Annotated in this window: 20 protein-coding genes and 1 riboswitch; of the genes, 4 read left to right on the plus strand and 16 right to left on the minus strand. The window is 48.1% G+C overall.

Annotated elements, in window-relative coordinates; all coding sequences use genetic code 11:
* The first annotated feature begins 176 nt into the window (after positions 1-176).
* Positions 177-908 carry an FMN reductase gene (gene msuE / locus FTT89_RS08690; RefSeq protein WP_180134197.1) on the plus strand — a complete coding sequence of 244 codons (732 nt, stop codon included), beginning with the start codon at positions 177-179 and terminating at the stop codon, positions 906-908.
* A gap of 229 nt (positions 909-1,137) precedes the next feature.
* Here the strand turns inward: msuE and FTT89_RS08695 are convergent, their stop codons facing one another.
* The gene (locus FTT89_RS08695; protein ID WP_180172840.1) at positions 1,138-2,316 is read right to left on the minus strand and encodes an acyl-CoA dehydrogenase family protein; all 1,179 of its coding nucleotides are present in this window, start codon (positions 2,314-2,316) and stop codon (positions 1,138-1,140) included.
* Positions 2,317-2,451: 135 nt separating this feature from the next.
* Positions 2,452-4,395, minus strand: coding sequence for an acetate--CoA ligase (gene acs, locus FTT89_RS08700; RefSeq protein ID WP_180134200.1), 1,944 nt, complete (start codon positions 4,393-4,395; stop codon positions 2,452-2,454).
* Between the two features lie 343 nt (positions 4,396-4,738).
* On the opposite strand from acs, the gene FTT89_RS08705 reads away from it, so the two are divergent.
* Positions 4,739-5,710 (plus strand): mechanosensitive ion channel family protein, encoded by a 972-nt coding sequence (locus FTT89_RS08705; RefSeq protein WP_180134201.1) that lies wholly within the window; start codon positions 4,739-4,741, stop codon positions 5,708-5,710.
* Here the strand turns inward: FTT89_RS08705 and FTT89_RS08710 are convergent.
* The 5 genes from FTT89_RS08710 to prfB all read right to left on the minus strand — a co-directional run bounded on the left by FTT89_RS08710 (position 5,696) and on the right by prfB (position 10,673).
* The gene (locus tag FTT89_RS08710) at positions 5,696-6,406 is read right to left on the minus strand and encodes a 16S rRNA (uracil(1498)-N(3))-methyltransferase (RefSeq protein ID WP_005180773.1); all 711 of its coding nucleotides are present in this window, start codon (positions 6,404-6,406) and stop codon (positions 5,696-5,698) included. The genes FTT89_RS08705 and FTT89_RS08710 overlap by 15 nt on opposite strands.
* Before the next feature lie 193 nt (positions 6,407-6,599).
* Entirely contained in the window at positions 6,600-7,880 is a 1,281-nt protein-coding gene (locus FTT89_RS08715) for a 3-deoxy-D-manno-octulosonic acid transferase (protein ID WP_180134203.1), read from the minus strand.
* Positions 7,881-7,986: 106 nt separating this feature from the next.
* Positions 7,987-9,066 (minus strand): alkene reductase, encoded by a 1,080-nt coding sequence (locus FTT89_RS08720; protein WP_180047232.1) that lies wholly within the window; start codon positions 9,064-9,066, stop codon positions 7,987-7,989.
* 45 nt (positions 9,067-9,111) lie between these two features.
* Complete coding sequence (locus tag FTT89_RS08725; RefSeq protein WP_104489264.1) at positions 9,112-9,411, minus strand: helix-turn-helix transcriptional regulator; 300 nt, start codon at positions 9,409-9,411, stop codon at positions 9,112-9,114.
* Between the two features lie 166 nt (positions 9,412-9,577).
* A protein-coding gene (gene prfB / locus FTT89_RS08730; RefSeq protein ID WP_104470758.1) for a peptide chain release factor 2 occupies positions 9,578-10,673 on the minus strand; the annotation gives its coding sequence in 2 pieces (ribosomal slippage) (positions 9,578-10,600 and positions 10,602-10,673; 1,095 coding nt in all).
* A gap of 514 nt (positions 10,674-11,187) precedes the next feature.
* Here prfB and FTT89_RS08735 point away from each other — a divergent pair.
* Both FTT89_RS08735 and FTT89_RS08740 read left to right on the plus strand, forming a co-directional pair.
* On the plus strand, positions 11,188-11,964 hold the full coding sequence (locus tag FTT89_RS08735; RefSeq protein ID WP_104513195.1) for a putative porin: 777 nt from the start codon (positions 11,188-11,190) through the stop codon (positions 11,962-11,964).
* Between the two features lie 172 nt (positions 11,965-12,136).
* Positions 12,137-12,886, plus strand: coding sequence for a putative porin (locus FTT89_RS08740; protein ID WP_180134204.1), 750 nt, complete (start codon positions 12,137-12,139; stop codon positions 12,884-12,886).
* A 43-nt stretch (positions 12,887-12,929) separates the two neighbouring features.
* On the opposite strand, the gene recJ is transcribed toward FTT89_RS08740, so the two are convergent.
* The 9 genes from recJ to aceE form a co-directional block, all read right to left on the minus strand.
* On the minus strand, positions 12,930-14,633 hold the full coding sequence (gene recJ, locus FTT89_RS08745) for a single-stranded-DNA-specific exonuclease RecJ (protein ID WP_168381589.1): 1,704 nt from the start codon (positions 14,631-14,633) through the stop codon (positions 12,930-12,932).
* Positions 14,634-15,290 carry a pyridoxamine 5'-phosphate oxidase gene (gene pdxH / locus FTT89_RS08750; protein ID WP_005180791.1) on the minus strand — a complete coding sequence of 219 codons (657 nt, stop codon included), beginning with the start codon at positions 15,288-15,290 and terminating at the stop codon, positions 14,634-14,636.
* 11 nt (positions 15,291-15,301) lie between these two features.
* Complete coding sequence (gene glmM / locus FTT89_RS08755; RefSeq protein WP_005180793.1) at positions 15,302-16,639, minus strand: phosphoglucosamine mutase; 1,338 nt, start codon at positions 16,637-16,639, stop codon at positions 15,302-15,304.
* A gap of 126 nt (positions 16,640-16,765) precedes the next feature.
* Complete coding sequence (guaB, locus tag FTT89_RS08760) at positions 16,766-18,232, minus strand: IMP dehydrogenase (protein ID WP_005180795.1); 1,467 nt, start codon at positions 18,230-18,232, stop codon at positions 16,766-16,768.
* 179 nt (positions 18,233-18,411) lie between these two features.
* Positions 18,412-18,777, minus strand: coding sequence for a YkgJ family cysteine cluster protein (locus FTT89_RS08765; RefSeq protein ID WP_075167288.1), 366 nt, complete (start codon positions 18,775-18,777; stop codon positions 18,412-18,414).
* A 108-nt stretch (positions 18,778-18,885) separates the two neighbouring features.
* Positions 18,886-19,683: an MBL fold metallo-hydrolase gene (locus tag FTT89_RS08770; RefSeq protein ID WP_005180798.1), complete on the minus strand. Its 798-nt coding sequence runs from the start codon at positions 19,681-19,683 to the stop codon at positions 18,886-18,888.
* 182 nt (positions 19,684-19,865) lie between these two features.
* A complete protein-coding gene (locus FTT89_RS08775) occupies positions 19,866-20,441 on the minus strand; it encodes a TMEM165/GDT1 family protein (protein ID WP_016658743.1) in 576 nt (191 codons plus the stop codon).
* 71 nt (positions 20,442-20,512) lie between these two features.
* Positions 20,513-20,653, minus strand: a riboswitch (yybP-ykoY riboswitch).
* A gap of 112 nt (positions 20,654-20,765) precedes the next feature.
* A complete protein-coding gene (locus tag FTT89_RS08780) occupies positions 20,766-22,787 on the minus strand; it encodes a 2-oxo acid dehydrogenase subunit E2 (protein ID WP_180134205.1) in 2,022 nt (673 codons plus the stop codon).
* 2 nt (positions 22,788-22,789) lie between these two features.
* Positions 22,790-25,492, minus strand: a complete 2,703-nt coding sequence (gene aceE, locus FTT89_RS08785; protein ID WP_005180803.1) for a pyruvate dehydrogenase (acetyl-transferring), homodimeric type — start codon at positions 25,490-25,492, stop codon at positions 22,790-22,792.
* Positions 25,493-25,672: the final 180 nt, after the last annotated feature.

Genomic DNA, 25,672 nt, shown 5'->3' on the forward strand with positions numbered 1-25,672 from the left:
GAGTCGCATATAAGTATAAATTTCAATTATTTATTTCATTAAATTTAGTTATTAATTGCTCATTTTAAAGTTATCTGAAAAACAGATAACTTTTCTGTATTTGCTTATTTTACAGGGTAATTCAACTATTGATTAATAACAGACATTCCGAGATCAACCACAATTCAGGTAAGCCTATGTCTGTTTTCAATTCAACCAAACCGCTCAATATTGTCGCAGTATCGGGCGGCTTAAATCATCCGTCTAAAACCGAAGCTTTGGTGCAAGCCATTATTGATGAACTGGGTGAAGCCACCCCGATTCAGGTGCATTTTATTAAATTCAGTGAAATTGCCCCTTTGCTGGGCGGTGCCATTTACCGCAAGCAGTTACCACAGCGCGTGCAGGATGATCTGGCTGCCGTTGAAGCAGCGGATGCATTAATTGTCGGTACGCCGGTATATCGCGCCTCCTTTACCGGTCTATTCAAACATTTCTTTGATTTTGTCGAACAAACTGCGCTGGTAGATGTACCGGTATTACTGGCGGCATCGGGGGGTAGTGACCGCCATGCCTTGGTACTGGAGCATCAGCTGCGTCCATTATTCAGCTTTTTCCAGGCGCAAACCTTGCCTATTGGTGTCTATGCCACAGACCGTGACTTTACCCCGCAATACACCATCCATAGCGAGGCCCTGCGTGACCGGATTACGTTGGCTGTGGCACGTGCCCTGCCCATTCTGGAATGGGCACCGGCCAAAGGCCAGCGCGCCGAAGTGGTGAAAAGTAAAACCCAGCAGGCCAACCAGAACCTGGGCATTAATAAACAGATTGAGCAGGATGAAGTACTACCTTCTGCTGCAGTACCTAGTCTGGATGCAGCAGAATCGCGTCTGCATCAGAACAAGGTCAAACCGCAAGTGGCGTAATTGGCTGACCCGCTGGCATCCCCTTCTTCCGAGTGTAGTCTTGGCCATTGATCCTGCGGATTCAGGCTTGCAGCAGCCTGGGTCCGCAAGCTTGCAGTGGAACATCACTGCAATGCCGGATCAAATAAACACAACAACAGGCCCCTTATTTTTCCCTCAAGACTCGGCTTGAGGGATTTTTTCATTTTAAGCTCTAACTCAATGAAATCAGGATGAAGCGGTTTAAGGCCTAAGAATAAAAACTGGGATCTGGCACTTTGCCAGTCAGCACCCAGTCACCCAGTTCCTGATATTTATAATCCACCGGATCATGCAGGGTCTGGGTACGCACATTGCGCCAGAAACGATCCAGATTCAGCTGGGCGGTGGTGGCCCGTGCGCCCATTACCTGAAACATGTGCTCGGTAATATATAAAGAGGTATTGGTCGAGGCAATTTTGGCCGTAGCAATGGCCACCGCTACTTCACCGCGCTGTTCAGCCGTGAGTTCCGGTCCGATGCGCCAAGCCTGCTGCACACTCTGCACGGCTTTATCTGCCAAAAGCCGGACACTTTCTAGCTGCAGATAAAACTCGGCGCAATGCCGTTGAATAAACGGGTCATCCACCGCCTGCTCGACCCGAGATTTGGACCAGGCTTTTTGACCTTGCACGCTCTGAATCGCGGTTTCAAATGCCCCTTCGGCCACACCCAAAAACAGATGCACAAAAATCAGTTGTGCAATTAGCGGCCGCAAACTGGCATAAGGCGTACTTAGCGGTCCGGGATTCAGCAGCAATTCATGTTGATGAACACGCACCTGTTCAAAATGGGTCGTGCCGCTATCGGTCTGGCGCTGCCCCATATTGTGCCAGTCACCCAGAAAATGGACACCACTCCGGGTACTCGGAATCACCGCAATCAAAAGCCTGCCGGTCGCATCATAACCGGAACAGAGCAACAGGTCTGAATCGACCGAACCGGAGCAGAAGCTTTTATCGCCCTGAAACAGATATTCAGAATCTGCGACCGGTGTGACCGTGGTACGCCGATCCAGCGGATTCAGGGCATTGCCCCAAAACAGCTGCTGCTGAACTGTCTGTTGCAACCAGTGCTGATATTGTGCGGGCTGGGCGAACAGCTGCACGGTGGCAATCAGTAAATGATGAAAGGCATAGACATGCGCCAAGGAGCTGTCCGCTTGTGCCAAAATCTGGACCGTTTTAAATATAGTCGACCAGGCGGCACCCTGCCCGCCATATTCTGTCGGAATTGATAAACTCAGCAAACCGCTACGGCGAATCAGATCACGCTCTGCTTTGGGATTACCGCCCTGCCGGTCACGTTCAGCGGCGGTCTGGGCAAACTGGCGGGCCAGTTGCCGGGCAATTTCCAGCGGGTCTAAAACAGTGGCCGTAGTCGGGTTCATCTGAAAATCATATCCTTGATCAATCGTAATACTGTGGATGGAGCGGGCTGTTGTGCTCGCATCGTGTCCAGCTATGCTACACGGTTTTCAGTATAAAAATACCGCCTACGAGAGGCGGTATCTTAATATTTATTTTTAACGGCTGGCTTGCACCGTGGCAATCAGCTGATCCACCACTTGCGGTTCCGCCAGGGTCGAAGTATCGCCCAGACTATCCAGCTCATTGGCGGCAATTTTTCTCAGGATCCGGCGCATGATTTTACCGGAACGGGTTTTTGGTAAGGCCGGTGCCCAATGCAGCGCATCTGGAGTGGCCACCGGTCCCAGAATTTTCCGGACCCAGTTAACCAGTTCGGTACGCAGCTCATCACTTTCTGTCACGCCGGCTTGCAAGGTAACAAAGGTACAAATGCCCTGACCTTTAATATCATGCGGCATGCCCACCACCGCGGCTTCGGCCACCGCATCATGTGCCACCAGCGCACTTTCAATTTCAGCCGTGCCCAGACGGTGTCCGGAAATATTCAGGACATCATCGACCCGGCCGGTAATCCAGTAATAGCCATCTTTATCGCGGCGCGCGCCATCTCCGGTAAAGTAACTGCCCGGATAGGTGGCAAAATAGGCTTCAATAAAGCGTGCTGGATCACCCCAGATGGTACGCATTTGCCCCGGCCAGGAATCCTTGATAATCAGGTTACCTTCGGCTTCACCTTCCAGCTCATTACCTTCAGCATCGACCAGGGCCGGTTGTACCCCAAACAGCGGACGCGTGGCCGAGCCCGGTTTCAGTGGCGTTGCGCCCGGCAGCGGCGACATCAGAATCCCGCCGGTTTCGGTTTGCCACCAGGTATCCACAATTGGGCAGCGGCTTTCACCAACCACGGTATAGTACCAGTTCCAGGCTTCCGGGTTAATCGGTTCACCAACCGAACCAAGCAGACGTAGACTGCTGCGGTCACTTTCCCGTACAAAGCTGTCGCCTTCACGCATCATGGCGCGAATCGCAGTGGGTGCGGTATATAAAATCGTGACGTTGTGTTTATCAATCAAATGCCCGGTGCGCGCCCAGGTCGGATATTGCGGCACCCCTTCAAACATCACTGTGGTGGTGCCATTCGATAATGGCCCGTAAATTACATAGGAGTGCCCGGTCACCCAGCCGACATCGGCGGTACACCAGAACACATCATCCTGTTTAATATCAAAAACTTCACGGAAGGTACTGTTGACATAAGTCAGATAACCGCCGGTGGTGTGCAGCACCCCTTTCGGCTTACCGGTCGAACCGGAGGTATATAAAATAAATAACGGGTCTTCGGCATTCATTGGCTCAGGCGGGCAAATTTCATTGACCGTCATGATTTCCATGTGATACCACAGATCACGCCCAGCTTTCATTTCAATCGGGTTACCAGTCCGGTGGACCACAATTACATTCTGCACCGACTCGGTACCGGCCAGAGTAAGGGCCTGATCGACATTGGCCTTTAAATAAATCGGCTTGCCGCCGCGCATGGCCGAATCTGCGGTAATCACCAGTTTGGCCTGACTGTCTTCAATCCGGCTGGCCAGCGAATCTGGAGAGAATCCACCAAACACCACACAATGCACCGCGCCAATCCGGGCACAGGCCAGCATGGCAATGGCAGCCTCGGACACCATTGGCATATACAGCACTACGCGGTCGCCTTTGGTGACGCCATTTTTCTTCAGCACATTGGCAAAGCGGCAGGTTTCATCGTACAGCTCACGGTAGGAAATAATTTTATGCCGTGAAGGATGGTCACCTTCCCAGATAATTGCCGGTTTATAAGGATGTTCTTTTAAATGCCGGTCCAGACAGTTGGCACTAACATTGAGCTGGCCATCGGCAAACCATTCAATCTTGAAATTGTCCGGATCAAAATTGGTATTTTTGACCTGGGTAAACGGCTTAATCCAGTCCAGACGCTTGGCCTGCTCGGCCCAGAACTCGTCGGGTTGTTCAATGGATTGCTGATAACGTTCGAAATATTCTGCCTCGTTGGTACGCGCAGTTTTCTTAAATTCTTCGGGTACAGGATAGATCTCATTCATATTATACTTCCTTGATCTTCTCTCATCTCATCACGAGATGTATGCCACATTCTTGATTTTTTATTTCTGCATATCAGCAGTATGACGCTTATTTTTTCTCCACCACAATCATGCTTTGGTCGTAGCGATTGATTTAATTTTAAGCACAGATACACCAGCAGATTCAATGTCTTTGCCGTACTTTTCAGTATAAAAGCAGTAGCTTTATCTATAAAAACAACCCGCTTGCAGTCAAAACCGCAGTGTACTTTGCAAAAATCGGCAGCGCGCTTGCAGAATGTTTATTAAAATCCGGCCGGATTTCAGGCAAAATACGATTTTATTGCTGAGGACTGGCAGATTCGTGGCCGAAGAAAAAAACCAACTGGGCGAAGTCACCCAAGAAACTTCCGAGCTGATTCAACAGGCCACGGAAAAAACCACCCAGAAAGTCATTGAACATACCCATAAATACAATGATGCCTATTCTGCTATTGATAAAATCATGGAAGGCTTCTGGGAGCGTGTGCCCTATTTCCTGATCGCGCTTGGCGTGATTCTGATTTTCTGGCTGATTGCCCAGCTGTTTAAATTTTTTGTGAAAAAAACCTTATCCAACCGCAGTTATACCCGGCAAAATCTGGTGCTGGTACTGAACCGGGTTGGCAGTTCGGTGATTATCTTCTTCGGTTTCTTAATTGGTCTGGTGATTGCCATTCCTGGTTTTACCCCAAGCCAGCTGATGAGCGCCCTCGGGATTGGCTCGGTTGCCATTGGCTTTGCCTTTAAGGATATTTTCCAGAACCTGCTTTCCGGCGTGCTGATTTTACTGGGTGAGCCCTTTAAAATTGGCGACAGCATTCTGGTGAATGGATTAGAAGGTACGGTCGAAGATATCCAGATTCGCGCCACCTTTTTACGCTCGGCCGATGGTCGCCGCATTGTGATTCCCAATGCCACGGTCTATACCAGCGCCATTACTGTCAATACTGCCTTTCCACGCCGCCGCTGCGAATTTGTGGTCGGCATTGGCTATGAAGATGACATTCAGAAAGCCAAAGATCTGGTGATGTGCATTCTGAAACGTGACCCGACCATTCTGACCCAGCCGGAATTTAGCGTTAATGTCGATGCGCTGGCCAATTTCTCGGTCAATTTACGCGTGCAATGGTGGATTAATACCAGCGAAACCAATAGCGCGGCATCAATCAGTAAAATTCAGGAAGAAGTCATTCAAAGCTTTGCCGAACAGGGCATTTCCATTCCTTACCCAGTGCAGGAAGTGAAAGTCTATCGCGGTGATCCATCCGTGGCAGACAGCTCAGAGACTAAATAAACGTCCCAGCACATACGGAATCACGGTTTCCGTGCGGATAATCCGGTTGCCCAGACTCACCGCCTGGCAGCCGTTATGTATCAAAAGATCGACCTCATAAGGAATAAAACCGCCTTCCGGCCCAATCACGATGCTACAGGGATGCTGAATCGCGGCAGGCATGCGCATCTCTGCATAGGGATGTGCCACATAGGCGGGACAATCAGCGCTAATCAGACCCGGTAAAACATCCTCAACAAAGGGTTTAAAGCGTTTGTACAGTTCAACTTTTGGTGCAATGGTATCGCCAGCCTGCTCCAGCCCCAGTTCAATATAATGCTCCAGCTGCTGTAAAAATGGCGTCTGCCAGTAGCTTTTATCGACCCGATAGCTATGCATCAGGATAATTTTTTCCACCCCGACCGTGACGGCATCCATAATTAAACGGCGCAGCACTTTCGGACGTGGTAAAGCCACAATTAACGTCACTGGCAATTTTGCTGGCACAGCTTCTTCTTTTAACGGTTTTAGACGAACTGTTTTGTCTGTAATTTCGATAATTTCCGTGAGATACCGTTTGCCTTCACGAATCCCAACTTTCAGGGTATCACCAACCTGAATATCCAGATGCTGTTGCAAATGCGCTAACTGCCGCGTTGAACTAATCGACCACAGTTCAGATTCAGTTTGGCGAGGATCAAGAAGGACAATATTCATAAAAAAATAACTCAACAAATCCATCACTGGATAGGCGGAAACGTCATCCACAACGGTCCGAGGCAGGACTCCTTTTTCCAAACTAAAGTAAAAGAAGAAGAGTTCCTGGCATTAAATCGATAAAGAGAAGGCTCAGTTTTAATCTGATCTCGTAAATCCATGAAAATCAGCTTCTTTACCCATCAGAATATCATCAAAGATATTGATCAATTACCTGAATATGCTTTGCCAGTGAACCCTGATTCTGCTGCATAATCTTTTGTGCTGCAGTATTTAAAGTCAGTGCTTTGGAGGAATCCGATAAGATCTCCAGCATGGTCTGTGCCGCTTGTTCAGCATTCTCTACCACCACCACCGCTTGAGCGTCGACAAACTCATCGACAATGGTCTGGAAGTTAAAATAATTCTTACCCAGAATAGTCGGCACCTGCAGCGCTATCGGCTCCAGAATATTATGCCCACCACCCGGTTCATTTAAAGAACCGCCAACATAACAGGCCTGACTCAGACCGTACCAGAGCCACATTTCGCCCATTGAATCGGCCAGATAGACCTGGGTATCCGCTTCAATAGTTTGTCCCAAACTGCGGCGTTGGGTACGCAAATCCAAAGCCTGTGCCGCGTGAAAGACCTCATCAAAACGTTCCGGATGGCGCGGCACCACAATACAGACCAGTGCCGGATCTGCCATCAAGGCTGGTTTTAACGCGGCCAGTACGTCTTTTTCTTCTGGAGCATGGGTGCTGGCCAGTGTGATCACTTTACGACCTGTCAGCTGCCAGTCCTGCTGCAACATTTTGGCCTGTTCAATAAAAGCAGGCGGTGCACTAATATCAAATTTAATACTGCCCACCACCTGGGTCTGTTCAGCAGCTGCACCCAGTGCCACAAAGCGGCTATGTGAGGCCTGATCTTGCACCAACAGCTGCGTCAAACCCTGCAACATCGCCCGGGTCAGGCCGGAGACTTTGGCATAGCCTTTGGCCGATTTTTCAGACAGCCGTGCATTTAGCAACAGGCATGGCACATGGAAGTTTTTGGCCTGATCAATCAGGTTCGGCCACAGCTCGGTTTCTATCAACAGCAATAATTTCGGCTGATATTTCTGATAAAAATCCCGAATCAGATGTTTCTGGTCAGCTGGTAAATACACTGCCTGAAACAGCGCCTCATACGGTGCTTTTAAAAAGAGAGATTTAGCCCGTGCCTGTCCGGTTTTGGTGGTGTTGGTGACCAGCACCGGATGACCGGCTTTTAAATAATGTTCAATTAAAGGCTGGGCCGCGTTGGTTTCTCCCACCGAGACCACATGAAACCAGATCGCCTGCAGATTTTTCGGCGGCTGAAATGGCCCGAAACGCTCTACAATTTCCTGCTGATACTGCGCTTCACTCTCGGCCCGCTTTTTAATACGCGACCGATACAACGGTTTTAGAAAAGATAACGCTGCGTTATACCAAAACGGAGTAGCCAAAGAGATGCCTCAAACTGATTTTTTGCCCTGAGAATATAACAGAGCCCTATCCGCATGTTAATGGATATGGCTCCAAATAAAAAAGCAAAGCAACAACGCGGCTGCTTTAGTCGGCATTCACCACGCTTTCAGCCAGAGTTGGATAATCGGTATAGCCTGCTGCACCCTGCACCCCAATCATGGTTTCCAGCTGCAAATCATTTAGCGGTGCATCATCCAGCAGACGTTCATATAAATCCGGGTTGGCAATATAAGCCTTACCAAAAGACACGGCATCGGCTTTGCCCGAAGCCAGCAGTTCAATCGCATCGGTACGGCTTAAACGCATATTGGCAATGTAGGGAACACCACCTGAACGCTGTTTCATATACTCGGAAATACTGTCTTCTGCCAAATATTCACGGGTAAAGAAAAACGCGATCTGACGTTTACCCAATTCCTGCATCACATAGCCAAATGTTTCACGTGGATCATCATCACCCATATCATGCTCATCACCGCGCGGTGCAAGGTGTACACCCACACGTCCAGCACCCCAGACTTCAATCAAGGCATCCACCACTTCCAGCAAGAAACGGGCACGGTTTTCAACCGAACCGCCATACTGATCTTCACGCTGGTTGGTCTTGCTTTGCAGGAACTGGTCAATTAAATAGCCATTGGCCGCGTGCAGTTCTACCCCGTCAAAACCGGCGTCTTTGGCACGTATCGCTGCCTGTTTATATTGCTCGGTAATCGCGTGAATTTCAGCAATTTCCAGTGGACGTGGCAGCACATAAGGACGTTTTGGACGCAGCAAGCTGACGTGACCGGCCTGTTGCACAGCACTGGCAGACACCGGTGTTTCGCCTTGCAGTAAATCGGGATGCGACACCCGGCCCACATGCCATAACTGCGCCACAATTAAACTGCCGCGCTCATGCACTGCATGGGTGACCCGCTTCCAGCCTTCAACCTGAGCATCGCTAAACAGGCCCGGAGTATTTAAATAGCCATTGGCTTCTTCAGAAATGACTGTGGCTTCAGAAATAATCAGACCGGCGCTGGCACGCTGGGCATAATATTCCGCCATTAATGCCGTCGGAACGCGATCATCCGTAGCCCGACTACGGGTTAAGGGTGCCATCACCACACGATTTTTTAACTGGAGTTGACCCAGGGTTAAGGGATTATTCAGTTCTGCCATAGATGCCTCTGTAGCTGCACGCGACCAAACAGATGCTGTTTTGTCTTAGAGTGAGCTTTCTAAAAATTCAATATATTGCTGAATCAGGGCTTCGTTGCGGGAGAAATAGGACCATTGACCATGTTTTTCAGCCTGAATTAAACCGGCCTGCTGTAACACAGATAAATGATTGGACATGGTTGACTGCGACACCTTACCGAGTTTTTCGATATTGCCGGCACAGACGCCACGTTGAAAGCCGCCGCACTGCTCTTCTGACAAAAACTGTTCCGGATGTTTTAACCAGAGCAAGATTTGTCGGCGCGTCGGATTGGCTAAGGCTTTAAAAATTAAATCAATATCCATAATTCAGGCACGTCGCATCAGGCTGTGTTCAAGGAACGCAACAAAGCACTATTCAGTGTTCCTATCCAATATATCGTATTTTTTCGATTTATATATCGATTTTTTTAGATATATTAGTTTTACACTACTAGTGCCTTGTTGTTGATACTTTTTTATTGACAGCGGCTTAAAGCCCCTGCTTTAAGCTCGCTTCAATAAATTTGTCCAGATCACCGTCCAGCACTGCGCCTGTGTTGGAGTTTTCGACACCGGTACGCAGGTCTTTAATCCGCGAGTCATCCAATACATAAGAACGGATCTGGCTGCCCCAGCCGATATCTGACTTGGAATCTTCAAGCGCTTGCGCAGCTTCGTTACGTTTGTTCATCTCCAGTTCATAGAGTTTGGCACGTAACTGTTTCCAGGCATGGTCACGGTTGGCATGTTGTGAACGCTGGTTCTGACAGGCCACCACAATACCGGTTGGAATGTGGGTTAAACGCACGGCAGAGTCAGTTTTGTTAATGTGCTGACCACCAGCACCCGATGCACGATAGGTATCGGTACGGACATCTGACGGATTGATTTCAATTTCAATATTATCATCTACTTCAGGTGAAACGAACACTGCAGAGAATGACGTATGACGGCGGTTACCCGAGTCAAATGGTGACTTACGCACCAAACGATGGACACCCGATTCAGTCCGCAACCAGCCATAAGCATACTCGCCTTCTACACGAATAGTCGCAGATTTAATCCCGGCCACATCACCGTCTGATTCTTCCATCAGCTCGGCCTTAAAGCCATGACGCTCAATCCAGCGCATATACATACGCAGTAGCATTGAAGCCCAGTCTTGTGCTTCGGTACCGCCAGAACCGGCCTGAATTTCGACATAGCACGGGTTCGGGTCCATTGGATTGTTAAACATCCGGCGGAATTCAAGTTTTGCCAACTCTTCTTCAGCGGCGCTCAATTCGGCCTGCACATCTTCCAGCATGGCTTCTTCATCGGCTTCCACCGCCAGATCCAGCATTGCCTGCGCATCTTCGAGCTGTGTTGCCAGACCGTCTAATACATTCAGAACGTTCTCAAGCTCGCCTTTTTCTTTGGCCATGGCTTGGGCGCGGTTCTGGTCATTCCAGATGGCCGGATCTTCCAATTCACGGAGAACTTCTTCTAAACGCTCTTTTTTAAGATCGTAGTCAAAGATACCCCCGTAGTGTTTGACCACGTTCGTTCAAGTCTTTTAGCTGGTTTAGATAAGGATTAATTTCCACGTGAATGCTCTCAAAAAATATCGATAAAACCCGTGTATTGTAGCATAGAGCCAATCAGGAGTAAGAGGCGCCTGCATCCACTCAACTAAAATGATGGATATAAACTTAGACGGCCATGATGAGCACAACCTACAGAACCCAGCAAACTAGAAGAAAGATCAAGAAAAAACCACGTTTAAAATTCGGTTTAATTGCCCGTTCTTGGCTTTCAAATTGATAAAAATGAAATTTTTCATCTTTCGCAAAAGGGTTTTACAAAGCCGCATCATAACTTATAATACAGCGCAAAAATTATACAAATTGACCTAAATTCACAGAATCTCCATACTTTTAATAAAACAAAACATTAATTATTTTATATTATTTATCAATATCTTAAAATTAATCAATTACACAATATTACAGCTGAAACAATGCGGTAACTTTTGCTGGATTGACCAAAATTTTATTTGGCCTAGACTGAAGTTGTAACAAAAAATTAAACAGTCAACCTGATTTCAGAGGGGTAAGATCCATGAAAAAACTAGCAATTGCTTCAGCACTTTTATCTGTATTCGCAGTCGCAGGTACAGCACATGCATACCAAGCTGAAATTGGTGCTTCTGCAGGATTAATTGATCCAGATCATGGCGGCACAAGTGGTTCTTTTGGTGTAGATGGTACCTATTACTTTAACCCTGTTCAAACGCGTAATGCGCCTTTGGCAGAAGCAGCCTTCCTTGATCGTGCCAGCAACGTAAATGCCAAATACCAATATGACGAACTCGGTAATGATGAACGTCATCAATATGGTGTAGGTGCAGAGTACTTTGTACCTAATTCGGACTTTTACTTGAGCGGTAATGTCGGACGTGATGACATTAAATTTGACAGAGGTGGCGATTTTGATACCACTGTATATGGTGCAGAAGTAGGTTATCTGCCAGCACCGGGTCTGTTAATTGCTGCAGGTTTAAAAGGTTATGACAATGACTATGACGACGGTGTAGACCCTACCTTACGTGCCAAATATGTCACTACCTTAAGCAATGGTAAAGATATTAACCTTGAAGCCGGTGCAGCATTCGGCGATCTGGACGAATACAACCTGGCAGCAGATTACTACATTGATAAAACCCTGAGTATCGGTGCAGATTATTACAACAATGATCTGAACGACAACAGCGAGTTTGGTATCAATGCCCGTAAATTCTTCACCCCACAAGTCAGCCTTGAAGGTCGTGTCGGTTTCGGTGAAGCAGGTAGCAACGACTACAACCGCTTTGGTGTAGCAGCAAAATACCGCTTCTAATCTGTATAGAAACGTATAAATCGTAAAAAAACCCATCTTCGGATGGGTTTTTTGCACTGATAAGAAGCATTTAGGTAGTTTTTGCACATTGACTGAACGAATATAAACTGTACAATTTGTTACAACTGTTCATAAAACAGTCATATTTTTATAACAAAGAGAGAAAATCTAAATGTTGAAGAAACTTGCTCTTGCTACAGCACTTATTGCTAGCCTAGGAACTGCACACGCTTATCAAGCTGAAATCGGGGGCACAATTGCTCTTGTAGACCCAGATAATGGGGATACTTCTACTGGTTTTGCGGTTGATGGAACTTATTATTTCAATCCAGTGCAAGTTAAAAACTCGCCTTTGAATGAAGCAGCTTTTTTAAACCGTGCAAGTAATATTAATGCAGCCATTACTTATATGGATTTTGATGTAGTTGAAAGCACTACTTTTGGTGTAGGCGTTGAATATTTCGTTCCGAATACAGATTTCTATGTTAGTGGCAGTATTGGTCAAATAACTTTAGAAGCTGATGGCGCTGAAGATTTTGATACAACAGTATATGCTGCTGAATTAGGTTATCTACCTGTCCCTGGTTTACTTATCGCCGCGGGTCTAGCAGGTTTCGATAATGATGTAGGAGACGATGTAGACCCAACATTACGTGCGAAATATGTCACTCAAGTTGGTGCTTACGATATGAATTTCGAAGGTGGCGTTATTTTTGCTAATGATGAAGCAGTTAACTTAGGCACCGATTTATATCTAGATAAAACATTTAGTGTGGGTCTTGGATATACAGATGATGGCTTAGACGATGCTTTCCAAATTCGCGCTAAGAAATTCTTTAATCAGCAAGTTAGCCTAGAAGGCTCTATTAATTTTGAAGATGCAGGCAATGTATTCGGCGTTCGTGCTGCGTACCGCTTCTAATCTTTTAGATTAAAAGTAAAAAACCGCTCACTTGAGCGGTTTTTTATTGTTGTAAATGTAAAATCCGCAGCTGTAAGCTGACATTGCCATTAAACTCATTGCGTTCCAGCTCATAGACCAAATGCACGCTATCCTGCATCGGGTCAAATGCAAATTTATCTTTGGCGCTAAAAGCAATTGCATCTAATACCTGCCCGTTATTTAAAGCCAGACGCAGCTTTAAATGGCTATCCTTTAACCAGCGATAATCTACAATCTGAAATTGTCCCTCAAAAATTGGCGGTGGAAATTTCTGCCCCCACGGCGCCAAGTGCTGCAAGGTATGCACAGTGTCTAGATGAAAATCTTCTACCGGCAATTCGCCATCGGTCCATAAGGTGGCCTGAAACAGCTCAGGGTCCATGCTGGCAATCAGCTGTTCAAAAATCTGCCTAAATTCCTGAAAATGAGCTTTTTGAATGGTCAGTCCGGCCGCAGCTGCATGTCCACCAAAATGGCTGACCAGATGCGGATACTGCTCGGCTACCTGTTCAATCGCATCACGGATATGAATACCATCAATGGAACGTGCCGACCCTTTAATATGAATACCATCTTCATCAGCCGCAAACACAATACTCGGGCGATGGAACTGTTCTTTCAGCCGACCTGCGACAATACCAATCACCCCTTGATGCCAGTGCGGCTCAAACATGATTAAGGCCGCAGGCAGTTCGCTAGCATCGAGCTGGATTTTTTCCAGTTCCTGCAATGCTTCCTGCTTGATCTGCCCTTCAACCTGACGACGCTCTACATTTAACTGGTTTAACTGTTCAGCGAAGCGATAAGCAGTTTGTGCATCATTGGCCAGCAGACATTCAATACCAATATCCATGGTTTCCATTCGGCCCGCGGCATTAATCCGTGGTCCCAACACAAAACCTAAATCCTGGGCTTTTAGGCTGGCTGCCTCTCGTCCGGCTATATCCAGCAGTGCTGAAATTCCCGGCCGACACAGATGTTGCTGGATTTTTTTCAGTCCGGCATCCACCAGAATACGGTTGTTATAGTCCAGACTGGCCACATCGGCATAGGTGCCCAAGGCCACCAGATCCAGATATTGGGTCAGATTGGAACTGGATTTGCCTTGTTTTTTACGATAGCTGGACAGGTTGGCCAAGACATAAAATGCCACCCCGACGCCAGCCAGCGCTTTACTCGGAAATTCGCAGCCGAGCTGGTTTGGATTGACGACGGCATCCGCCGCTGGTGTGGCTTTGGTGGTCAGGTGATGGTCGGTAATAATAACCTGCATACCATGTGCTTGCGCCTGTTCCACGCCGGCATGACTGGAAATACCATTATCAACGGTAATTAATAAATCAGGCTGAAAACGGGTAAAGGCCAGATCGGCAATTGCCGGGGTCAGGCCATACCCATATTTAAACCGGTCCGGCACCAGATACTGCACTTTGGCACCCAATTCACGCAAGGCCAGTACCATTAAGGCGGTACTAGTGGCACCATCGGCATCATAATCACCGACAATGACAATCTCTTTGTGCTCGTCAATGGCCTGATCCAGAAGCTGAATGGCCTGATCCAGCCCTTTCATGGTCGGCGCCAGCAAGTGTTTCAGCTTCAGTTCCAGTTCCTGCTCGGATTGCACACCACGTCGCGCCAAAATCTGGGCAATCAACGGCGTCACGCCCTGAAAACTTTCAGGGCGTGTCAGAAAAGGTCGTTGTTTAATCTGTATATTCGACATTTAAGGCATCAGTCGTTGCAGTGTCCATGCCCCATCGGTTTTTTCATAACTTAAACGGTCATGTAAACGATTCGGGCGCCCCTGCCAAAATTCATAATAATCCGGTTCCAGACGATAACCGCCCCAGAATTCCGGCTTGCTCAGTACATCCTGCTCACCCACCTGGGCAGCAAGCTGTGCAAAACGCTGTTGCAACGCTTCACGGCTGGCAATCACACCACTTTGCGGGGTACTGATATGCGCCGCAATCTGGCTGTCACGTGGACGCTTGTTATAGTACAGATGCGACTCTTCCTCCGGAATTTTACTCACCCGGCCGCTAACCCGAATCTGGCGTTCCAGTTCCGGCCAGTAAAACAGCAATTCCGCATAAGGATTTTCCAGTAAGTCGGTGCCTTTCTGGCTGTCATAGTTGGTATAAAAGTCATAACCAAGTTCGGTTGCACCGCGTAGTAGCACGGTACGCACATGCGGACGGCCCTGCGCATTGGCTGTGGCCAAAGACATGGCATAGGGTTCATGCAGTTTGATTTCCAGTGCATGATTAAACCAGTTTAAGAACTGCTGATGTGGATCAGCCAAAGCGGCTGACTCATGCAGCTCGCCTTTTTGATAGCTTAAACGTAATTCACTTAAGTCTTTAATTAAATCAGACATCTATACTCCCCTTAGGCAGCAATCGCATGATGACGCACGGCATCGGCCAGATGGTTGGCCAGTACGGTCACTTCCTGCTGGTCATCCCCTTCGACCATTACACGAATCACCGGTTCAGTGCCTGACTTACGAATCAGGATACGGCCACGGCCTTGCAGCTGCGCTTCTGCTTTACCAAATTCTTCCACTAAAGCGGGCACGGCATACGGGTCAAACATGGCCTCTAAACGTACATTCACCAGCACTTGCGGGAACAGTTTAAAATCGGCAACCAGTTCATGCAGGGCTTTGCCCTGCTCTACCATGACGGTTAAGACCTGTAATGCGGCAATAATCGCATCACCAGTGGTGCTTTTATCCAGAGTCAGGACATGGCCCGATGGCTCACCGCCGATATTCCAGCCATTTTCCTCAAGCGCCTGCAACACATAGCGGTCACCAACTTTGGCCCGGACAAACTCGACTCCAGCTTTTTCTAACGCCAGTTCCAGTGCCATATTGCTCATGACAGTTCCGGCAATACCTGCCGGTTTGTTTTTGGCCTGCGTCGCCAGAATATAAAGGATATGATCACCGGTGATCTGCTCACCATTTTTGTCAACCATAATCACCCGGTCAGCATCGCCATCAAAGGCAATGCCCAAATCCGCCTGATGTTCTACCACCGCCTGCTGTAACTGTTCCGGATGGGTCGAACCACAATCTTCATTAATATTCAGACCATCTGGGGTGTTATATAGCGGAATGACCTTGGCACCCAGCTCTTTAAATACCGCCGGACCAACGTTATAGGCTGCACCATTGGCACAGTCCACCACAATTTTTAAATGGTTCAGATCGAAATGATAAGGAAAGGTCGATTTACAGAATTCGATATAACGTCCGGCAGAGTCTTTAACGCGGAAGCTTTTACCCAGATTGGCGTTATCTTCAATCTGAATTTCATTTTCGAGTTCTTGATTAATCGCTTCCTGCAGTTCATCCGGCAGTTTTTTGCCTTCGCTGGAAAAGAATTTAATCCCGTTATCAAAATACGGGTTATGCGATGCAGAAATGACAATGCCCAGACTGGCATGTAAGGCACGGGTTAAATGTGCAATCGCGGGGGTCGGCAATGGCCCCAGTAAATGTACATAAATACCGGCAGCGTTCAGACCAGCCTGTAGCGCCGATTCCAGAATATAACCTGACAGACGGGTATCTTTGCCCAGTACCACAATCGGTTTATTTTTCTTGCTGTATTTTTTTAAAACTTTACCTGCCGCGAAACCTAGTTTCAATGCAAACTCTGGTGTAATTGGAAGCTCCCCAAACTTGCCACGTATACCATCGGTTCCAAAATAACTCATGTCTTACTCACTTCTTATAGGGTTATGGTGATTTTCATCATCCTGTTTCAACACGCTTACTTTACACCAAAATTAAAAAAGCCGTCACATTTATGACGGCTTTTCTATAAGGCGAATTACCAAAAATCAACCAACGCGATAGTTCGGTGCTTCTTTGGTAATGGTCACATCATGCACGTGAGATTCAGACATACCGGCTGCAGTAATCTTCACGAATTTGGCATTCTGACGCAGGTCTTCAATGGTTGAAGAACCGGTATAACCCATTGATGAACGTAAACCACCCATCATCTGATGCACGATATTACCCATTGGGCCTTTGTACGGTACGCGACCTTCAATACCTTCTGGCACCAGTTTTTCAGCACCGGCTTTAGAGTCCTGGAAGTAACGGTCTGCAGAACCGGTTGCACCCGCCATGGCACCCAATGAACCCATACCACGATAAGCCTTGTAATAACGGCCCTGGAAGAATTCAACTTCGCCCGGTGCTTCTTCAGTACCAGCCAGCAGTGAACCGACCATAATCGTGCTGGCACCTGCGCCAATCGCTTTGGCCATATCGCCAGAGAAACGGATACCACCATCCGCGATCAATGGAATCTGTTCTTTTAATGCATTTGCTACAGAGTCAATCGCCGAGATTTGCGGCATACCAATACCGGCCACAATACGGGTGGTACAGATAGAACCCGGACCAATACCGACTTTCACTGCATCTGCACCGGCATCTAATAACGCAAGCGCAGCATCACCCGTTGCGATGTTACCACCAATGACCTGCACTTGCGGATAGTTCTGTTTTACCCAGCGTACGCGTTCAATTACACCGGCAGAGTGACCGTGTGCAGTATCGACTACAATCACGTCCACACCAGCTTCAACCAGCGCTTCTACACGGCTTGGGGTTTCTACACCGGTACCGACTGCAGCACCTACGCGTAAACGACCGAGGTCATCTTTACAGCTGTTTGGATAAAGTTCGGCTTTACGGAAATCGGTGACCGTAATTAAACCACGCAGTTCGTTGTTCTCACCCACCACCAGTACTTTTTCAATACGGTGCTGTTGCAACAGTGCCTGGATATTTTCTTTTGATTCGCCTTCACGCACCGTCACCAGACGGTCCTGACCGGTCATGATGTTGCTGACCGGCTGCTCCAGATTGGTTTCAAAGCGTGTATCACGACCGGTGACGATGCCCACCACTTTGCCATCTTTCACCACAGGAACACCGCTGATGTTGTTGGCTTGAGTTAAGGCAATCAGTTCACGTACTGTGGTTTCTGGGGTCACAGTGATCGGGTCTTTGACCATACCGGCTTCAAATTTTTTCACACGACGTACTTCAGCCGCCTGCGCTGCGATATCCATGTTTTTATGCAGGATACCAATACCGCCATTTTGCGCCATTGCAATGGCCATACGGGATTCAGTCACCGTATCCATGGCTGCAGACACAAGAGGAATATTCAGATTAATGCCGCGAGTTAAACGTGTCTTTAGAGAGACATCTTTTGGGAGGACAGTTGAGTAGGCAGGGAGTAATAAGACATCATCGAAGGTTAGCGCTTCTTGAACGATGGTCAACATAACAGTCTCACTGGTAATTTCCGTGCGCTATTATAAACAAATCTTGCTATAAATTTCATTTGTTATTGCATAAATAATTATTTATTCCGCACATCCTGACAATTCGGATGAGTTTGCTGATGAAAAAAGCAGGCCATGGCCTGCTTTTCTACGATAACAGCATCTGGATGCTGAAGTCTTTAACTGACCCGGTCAAAATCCGGGTCCTGGCCATCATTGGCCGCTTCGACCAGCACTAAAGGAATCAGGTTATGCGCACGGCGTGCCTTATTGCACTGCTCATCGGCAATCTGTACCTCTTTGCAACTGGAACTGCGCTGCTCGTACATAGAGCAGCTGACCTGTTGTCCGACCGTTCCCTCCAGCGCAATACAACGCGGATTGGCCTGATTGGTCCCTTTCATGCATGAATAGAGGGCATTTACCGGTTCGGTATAATGCTCAGGCATGGGAATGCCTTCTGCCCAGTAAAATGAAACTCTAAAATAGGTGCAGCATGCGCCGCAGCTAAGACACGCATCTGAGGAAGCAACTTGAGACAACATTGTTAAAATTCTCGTCATCAAAAAAGAGTTTTTTTGGGGAAGAAAATATAAAAAATGTTGTTTTTACACTCAAGTTATTTTTTCAGTTTTTTTACGCGATTTTTTGGCTTAAGTCGGACAGGTAAATACCGACTCATCCATCAGGTCGACACCGCATTCCAGCGTTTCAATCCAGTCCAGGAACTGGTTGATCTGCTCCTTGCCCACAAACGCGGTACCATGCTGCGGTACAATCATTTCGACATCCATTTGACGCACCATATTCACCCATAAACGGATGACTTTATTGGCACACATATAACGCTGATGGAAAGCTTTCATTTTTGGAATATGCGCGGCAAAGTTTTCTAACGGCTTGGACGCATCTTCGACCATTGAAGCGCCCATATCGCCGGAAAACAGGATTTTGGCCACCGGATCATAAAACTGGAAATTACCGACCGAATGCAGAAAATGCGCAGGAATGGCGACAATGGATGCCTGTCCCAATGGAATCACCTGGCCATGATCTGGCAGTTCAATCAGACGCTCCAGCCAGTTGCCTTTCATCCGGTCACTCATAAAGGCCGAGTTCAAGTGTGGCAAGAAACGCGCCCACAGTTTCGAAGCCACCACTTTGGCATCGGTATACACCAGCCAGCGCGGCATTGAGGTAATAATATCCGGGTCCTGATGCGATGCCATCACATAGTCCAGATTGGTCAGGCGGGTATATTTATTCAGTTCCATGGTCAGCGGCACATAAGTCAAATCGCCGCCCGGGTCCAGAACTGCGGCACGGTCATTGTCCAGAATCAGAAACTGGTTGGCCTGTACGCCCTCACCTTTGACCAGACTGGTGAAACTGATACATTTATGCGTGCCATTATCAAATAATACTTGTGATGTGGTGCGATCGAACGCCATACCTTGTCCCCAAAAAATCTTATCTTTACATTAAATTTTTAATTCCCTATAAAATAAAGGGTATTCCGCCAACTTACAATCAATATACAATTTAACTTTCAACTATTTTGTAGAAGCACGGGTCAGGTTCAGCCCATAAAAAAGCCCAACCGGGAAGATTGGGCCAAAATCAGTAGCAGCCTTTAAAAGAAATAATATTGCAACAAGGTGCTGACCCCGATGATCAGGAAAATCAGTGCACCAATTTTATGAATCAAGGATACCGGTAATTTCTCTGCCATTTTATTGCCGATAAATACTGCCGGCGCATTGGCAATCATCATCCCCAAGGTGGTGCCAATCATCACCCAGAAAATACTGTCAAAACGCGCAGCCAGCGCCACGGTTGCAATCTGGGTTTTATCGCCAATTTCTGCCAGGAAGAACAGAATAAAGGTGGCACCAAACACTCCGTATTTCTGCCATTTGTTGATGCTTTCATTTTCATCATCCAGCTGATCCGGAATCAGCATCCAGATCGCCATTCCAATAAAACCGAGTGCCAGAATCCAGCGCAGAATTTCAGGACTTAAAATGGTGGTAATCCATTGTCCCAAGGCTGCAGATAAACCGTGATTGATCAGGGTAGCGGCCAGAATCGCCAGCAGAATTGGCAGCGGTTTACGGAAGCGGGCCGCCAGTAACAGGGCCAACAGCTGGGTTTTATCACCCATTTCGGCCAAAGCGACAATTGCAGTTGAGATCAGGAATTCATACATGATGGATTTCTCTGGCTAGCACACATACCAATGACCTATCCCTCCTGCTAGCCAAATCTGCAGAGTGATAAATCAAAGGTCTTGCCAACAAAAGAAAGCTTGAGAAAAGCATTTTGGTTCTTTGCTATGATGACCATGCCCTGTTGAGCAAATATGTTGACCATCACCTTTTTACTTTGCGTAAAAAGCGGCTACTCCCCAATGAAGTGCTGTTATTGTAATCGGCCACAGAAAAAACTCAAGTACCCAAAGCAAAAACCCTGCCGAAGCAGGGTTTTTTTAACTTTGCACGTTCTCTGTCACAGAGAAACACCAAGCGGCGTTTTAGATTAACAAAGTCCGGATATCTTTGAGCAGCTTGGTCAGCTTGTTGGTAAAGCGGGCTGCATCTGCGCCATTAATCACACGGTGATCATAAGACAGCGACAGTGGCAGCATTAAGCGTGGATCAAAGCCTTCGCCATTCCAGACCGGTTGCATGGTGGCAGGAGAAATCCCCAGAATTGCCACTTGTGGCCAGTTCACCAGCGGCGTAAAGGCGGTACCACCAATTGCGCCAAGGCTGGAAATGGTAAAGTTGGTGCCTTGCAGGTCTTTCGGTGACAGTTTCTTGTCACGCGCTTTTTGACCCAGCTCGCCCAATTCAACAGCAATTTGCTTAATTGATTTTTGATCCGGATTACGCAGTACCGGTACGGTCAAGCCATCTGGTGTCGCTACCGCAATCCCCATATGGATTTCATTGCGGAGCAGCACAGACTTGCCATCATCAGACAAGTGACCGGCAAACTCGCGTTCTTCTTTCAGCAAGTAGGCCACTGCCTTAATGATAAAGGCCATAATGGTCAGGCTGATGCCGTCTTTCTTGAAGTTGCCTTTCAGCTCATTACGCCATGCTTCCAGTTCGGTGATGTCTGCTGCATCAAACTGGGTTACTTGCGGAATGTAGTTGTTTAAAGACAGCTGTGGGATGGACACTTGCTGCAAGCGGGTTAAAGCTTTCTCTTCCACACCACCAAACGCATCGAAACTTGGCAATTTCGGCAAGCCCAATGGTGCTGCTGCCACCGCTGCGGCCGCCGGAGCAGTTTGCGGTGCTGTCAGACGCGACTTCACATAGGCCACCAAGTCTTCTTTCATGACCCGTGCATGTGGACCGGAAGCTTTGACATCGGCCAAGATGACACCCAGTTCACGTGCCAGTTTACGCACTGCAGGACCAGCATATACTTTCGAGTTCGCTGCATTTTGCTCTTTGGTGAGCTTGTCTGCAGTATGTGTACTCGGTACAGCGCTTGAGGCCTGTGCGGCTGGCGCAGCAGGTGCGGCTTTTTGTGCTGGCGCTTCAGCTTTTGCTGCTTGCGGTGCAGGCGCTGTCTGACCTTCCGCCTCAATAGTCACCAAGGCAATGTCTTCTGACACATTCTGGCCCAGCTCGACATGAATCGCCTTGATTACACCCGCGGCGGTACTTGGCACTTCTACTGTCGCTTTATCCGATTCGACCACGATGATGCTCTGGTCTTTTTCCACCGTATCACCGACCTGTACCAGAATTTCTGCAACCGCGGCTTTATCAACCCCTAAATCCGGGACCTTCACTTCGACATCACCCGCCGGTGCTGCAGAAGCTGGCGCTGCTGGTTCAGCTTTGGGTTCAGGCGCCGCCTGAGCAGCGGGTTGCTGTTCGGCTTGAGCTTGCGACTGTTCAGCTGCTGGTGCTGCCTCTGCCGTGGCCACGGTCAGAATCACCACACCTTCTTTGACGCTATCGCCAGCCTGAATCTCAATAGAGGCCACCGTACCCGATACCGTACTTGGCACTTCCACCGTGGCTTTGTCCGATTCCACCACCACAATGCTCTGATCGACATCAATCTGATCGCCGACCTGAACCAGAATTTCACCAACCAGCGCTTTTTCTACACCAATATCCGGCACTTTCACTTCAACGGTTACAGCGCTGCCAGCCGCTGCTGTCTGGTTTTGCGAGGCTGCCGCAGGTTGATGGCTGCTCACTTCCGCAATAATGTCCTGATCAGACAATGAGGTCGGGGTGTTTTCAGACGTTTTTTGCGGTGCATCAGCCAGTTGTGGTTCAACGGCTTGTGACGTTCCATCTTCGGCTTCCAGTTCAATCAGCACCGCGCCTTCTGCGACTTCATCACCCTGATTGACCAGAATGCTTTTCACCACCCCGGCTGAAGTGCTTGGCACTTCAACAGAGGCTTTGTCGGATTCCAGCAACACAATACTGTCATCGACCGCGATGCTATCGCCGACTTTGACCAGAATTTCAGCCACGGTGGCTTTATCTACACCAATATCAGGAGTCGTAATGTGCATGATTAGTTCTCCTCTTTGTAGTCAGCCACAGCGTGCAGCTCAGGCGTAGCCTGTGGTGCCCACGCGACCGGACGGTCGGTATCCAGCTCAAAGCTTGAAATGGCATCTTTGACCAGACGCGCATCAACTTCGCCTTCATCGGCCAGTTTCTTCAAGGTCGCCACCACAATGTGCGCGGCATCGACACCAAAGTAGCTACGCAGGTTGGCACGTGTATCCGAACGGCCATAACCATCTGTACCCAGCGCCACAAACGGACGGCTGTCTGGCAAATAAGCACGGATTTGTTCGCTATAAGCACGCATATGGTCAGTTGCAGATACCACAATACCGTCCGTACCACGCAGCTGTTTCGATACCCACGGCTCTTTGGCTTCTTCCGCTAGCGGATGCAGACGGTTGTATTCTTCACATGCCATACCATCACGCGCCAGTTCGTTGAAGCTGGTCACGCTGTAGACATTGGAGTGAATCTGGTATTCCTCACGCAGGATTTTCGCGGCTTTAATCACTTCACGCAGAATCACGCCGGAACCAAGAAGCTGAACCGTGGCTTTCTCATCTTCTTCAAGCAGATACATACCGCGCTTGATGCCTTCTTCAACGCCCTGCGGCATTTCAGGATGCTCGTAGTTCTCGTTCATAACCGTCAGGTAATAGAATACACGTTCCTGATTGACATACATGCGTTGTAAACCGTCATGGACGATAACCGCCAGTTCATAACCGAAACATGGGTCATAAGAGACACAGTTTGGAATGGTATTGGCCAGAATGTGCGAGTGACCGTCCTGGTGCTGTAAACCTTCACCGTTCAGGGTAGTACGGCCTGCGGTTGCACCGAGCAAGAAACCTTGCGCCTGTGCATCACCGGCTGCCCAGGCAATGTCGCCAATCCGCTGGAAACCAAACATCGAGTAGTACATGTACATCGGAATCATTGGCAGGTTATTGGTCGAATAACTGGTCGCCAACGCCGCCCAGGCACTCATTGCACCGGCTTCATTAATCCCTTCCTGCAGCATGTGACCGTCTTTGGCTTCACGGTAATGCATCAACTGTTCCTGGTCTTCCGGGGTATATTTCTGGCCATGTGCGGCATAAATACCCAGTTGACGGAACATGCCTTCCAGACCGAAGGTACGCGCTTCATCTGGAACAATTGGCACCACGCGGTCTTTAATGGCTTTTTCTTTTAACAGCGCAGAGATCAGGCGCACCATCACCATGGTGGTCGATTGTTCTTTACCGTTTGAACCTTTTAGCACTGCATCAAACACCGACAGCTCAGGAATCGCGAGAGACTCGCTGTCTTTACGACGTGCCGGCAAGTAGCCGCCCAGTGCTTCACGACGCGCCTTCATATATTTAATTTCAGGCGAGTTTTCACTTGGACGATAGAATGGCACTTCTTCCAGCTGCTCATCAGTAAATGGCAGGTTGAAACGGTTACGTACATATTTCAGTGATTCAAGCTGCATTTTCTTGATTTGGTGAGTTTTGTTCACCGCTTCAATTTCTTCAGACAGACCATAGCCTTTTACGGTTTTGGCCAGAATCACGGTTGGCTGACCTTTGGCTTTGGTCGCTTCGGTATAGGCGGCAAATACCTTGTACGGGTCGTGACCGCCGCGGTTCAGATTATCAATATCTTCATCGCTTAAGTTTTTCACCAGCTCTTCAGCTTCCGGATAACGGCCAAAGAAGTGCGCACGGGTGTAAGCACCACCTTTCACCTGATAACGCTGATAGTCACCATCAACCGCTTCTTCCATCACTGCTTTCAGCGCGCCAGATTTATCTTTATCCAGTAGCGGGTCCCAATGACGGCCCCAGACCACTTTAATTACACGCCAGCCTGCGCCGCGGAACAGTGATTCCAGTTCCTGAATAATTTTACCGTTACCACGTACCGGGCCATCCAGACGCTGCAGGTTACAGTTCACCACCCAGATCAGGTTGTCGAGCTTTTCACGACCGGCCAGCGAGATTGCACCCAGGCTTTCCGGTTCGTCCATCTCGCCATCGCCCAGATAAGCCCAGACTTTACGGTCTTCTTCTTTGATCAGGCCACGGTTCATCAGGTATTTTTGAATATGCGCCTGATAGATTGACATGATCGGACCCAGACCCATGGATACGGTCGGGAACTGCCAGTAGTCTGGCATCAGGTATGGGTGTGGGTAAGATGGCAGACCTTTACCACCCACTTCACGGCGGAAATTATTTAAATGCTCTTCCGTCAGACGGCCTTCAAGGAAAGAACGTGCATAGATACCCGGAGCACAGTGACCTTGATAATAGATCATGTCGCCGCCAAAGTTATCACTATTGGCACGGAAGAAATGGTTAAAGCCAACATCATAAAGGGTGGCAGAAGAAGCAAAACTGGCCAGGTGACCACCAAGATCATCGCCCGTTTTGTTAGCACGCAGCACCATCGCCAGTGCATTCCAGCGAATCAGGGCGCGGATACGACGCTCCATATCCTGATCACCCGGCATTGGTGGTTGCTCTTCAACGGAAATGGTATTTAAATAAGGCGTATTTAGACGCTGAATGGGAACGTGTTTCGCGATTGCCCGTTGATAAAGTTTTTCTAATAAAAATGCCGCACGCTCGGTTCCCATGTGCTGCAAAACTGAATCAAACGCGTCCTGCCACTCTTGGGTTTCCTGCGCGTCGGTATCACCATAATACGCCATAGTCGGTCATTCCTGAATCCTAATTATATGGTTTATATGTACCATATTTCTGCTTTCTAAAGGTATGGCCATCGGTGAATACGACTTTAGACTAGTATTTCGAGAAAAAATATCTATTGACGTTTTATTACCCAAAATAACAAAAAACCGCCAATAGCGGCGGTTTAATATACAGACAAT

The organism is Acinetobacter sp. YH01025, from assembly GCF_013420185.1.
Classification (GTDB): domain Bacteria; phylum Pseudomonadota; class Gammaproteobacteria; order Pseudomonadales; family Moraxellaceae; genus Acinetobacter; species Acinetobacter indicus.

What these genes read in the sequence shown, in the direction of transcription:
- FTT89_RS08775 (WP_016658743.1), bottom strand. Translation starts at nt 20,441, where the DNA reads ATGTATGAATTCCTGATCTCAACTGCAATTGTCGCTTTGGCCGAAATG.
- glmM (WP_005180793.1), bottom strand. Translation starts at nt 16,639, where the DNA reads ATGAGTTATTTTGGAACCGATGGTATACGTGGCAAGTTTGGGGAGCTT.
- FTT89_RS08770 (WP_005180798.1), bottom strand. Translation starts at nt 19,683, where the DNA reads ATGGCGTTCGATCGCACCACATCACAAGTATTATTTGATAATGGCACG.
- FTT89_RS08695 (WP_180172840.1), bottom strand. Translation starts at nt 2,316, where the DNA reads ATGAACCCGACTACGGCCACTGTTTTAGACCCGCTGGAAATTGCCCGG.
- FTT89_RS08740 (WP_180134204.1), top strand. Translation starts at nt 12,137, where the DNA reads ATGTTGAAGAAACTTGCTCTTGCTACAGCACTTATTGCTAGCCTAGGA.
- guaB (WP_005180795.1), bottom strand. Translation starts at nt 18,232, where the DNA reads ATGTTGACCATCGTTCAAGAAGCGCTAACCTTCGATGATGTCTTATTA.
- FTT89_RS08725 (WP_104489264.1), bottom strand. Translation starts at nt 9,411, where the DNA reads ATGGATATTGATTTAATTTTTAAAGCCTTAGCCAATCCGACGCGCCGA.
- recJ (WP_168381589.1), bottom strand. Translation starts at nt 14,633, where the DNA reads ATGTCGAATATACAGATTAAACAACGACCTTTTCTGACACGCCCTGAA.
- msuE (WP_180134197.1), top strand. Translation starts at nt 177, where the DNA reads ATGTCTGTTTTCAATTCAACCAAACCGCTCAATATTGTCGCAGTATCG.
- FTT89_RS08710 (WP_005180773.1), bottom strand. Translation starts at nt 6,406, where the DNA reads ATGAATATTGTCCTTCTTGATCCTCGCCAAACTGAATCTGAACTGTGG.
- aceE (WP_005180803.1), bottom strand. Translation starts at nt 25,492, where the DNA reads ATGGCGTATTATGGTGATACCGACGCGCAGGAAACCCAAGAGTGGCAG.
- pdxH (WP_005180791.1), bottom strand. Translation starts at nt 15,290, where the DNA reads ATGTCTGATTTAATTAAAGACTTAAGTGAATTACGTTTAAGCTATCAA.
- FTT89_RS08735 (WP_104513195.1), top strand. Translation starts at nt 11,188, where the DNA reads ATGAAAAAACTAGCAATTGCTTCAGCACTTTTATCTGTATTCGCAGTC.
- FTT89_RS08780 (WP_180134205.1), bottom strand. Translation starts at nt 22,787, where the DNA reads ATGCACATTACGACTCCTGATATTGGTGTAGATAAAGCCACCGTGGCT.
- FTT89_RS08720 (WP_180047232.1), bottom strand. Translation starts at nt 9,066, where the DNA reads ATGGCAGAACTGAATAATCCCTTAACCCTGGGTCAACTCCAGTTAAAA.
- acs (WP_180134200.1), bottom strand. Translation starts at nt 4,395, where the DNA reads ATGAATGAGATCTATCCTGTACCCGAAGAATTTAAGAAAACTGCGCGT.
- FTT89_RS08765 (WP_075167288.1), bottom strand. Translation starts at nt 18,777, where the DNA reads ATGTTGTCTCAAGTTGCTTCCTCAGATGCGTGTCTTAGCTGCGGCGCA.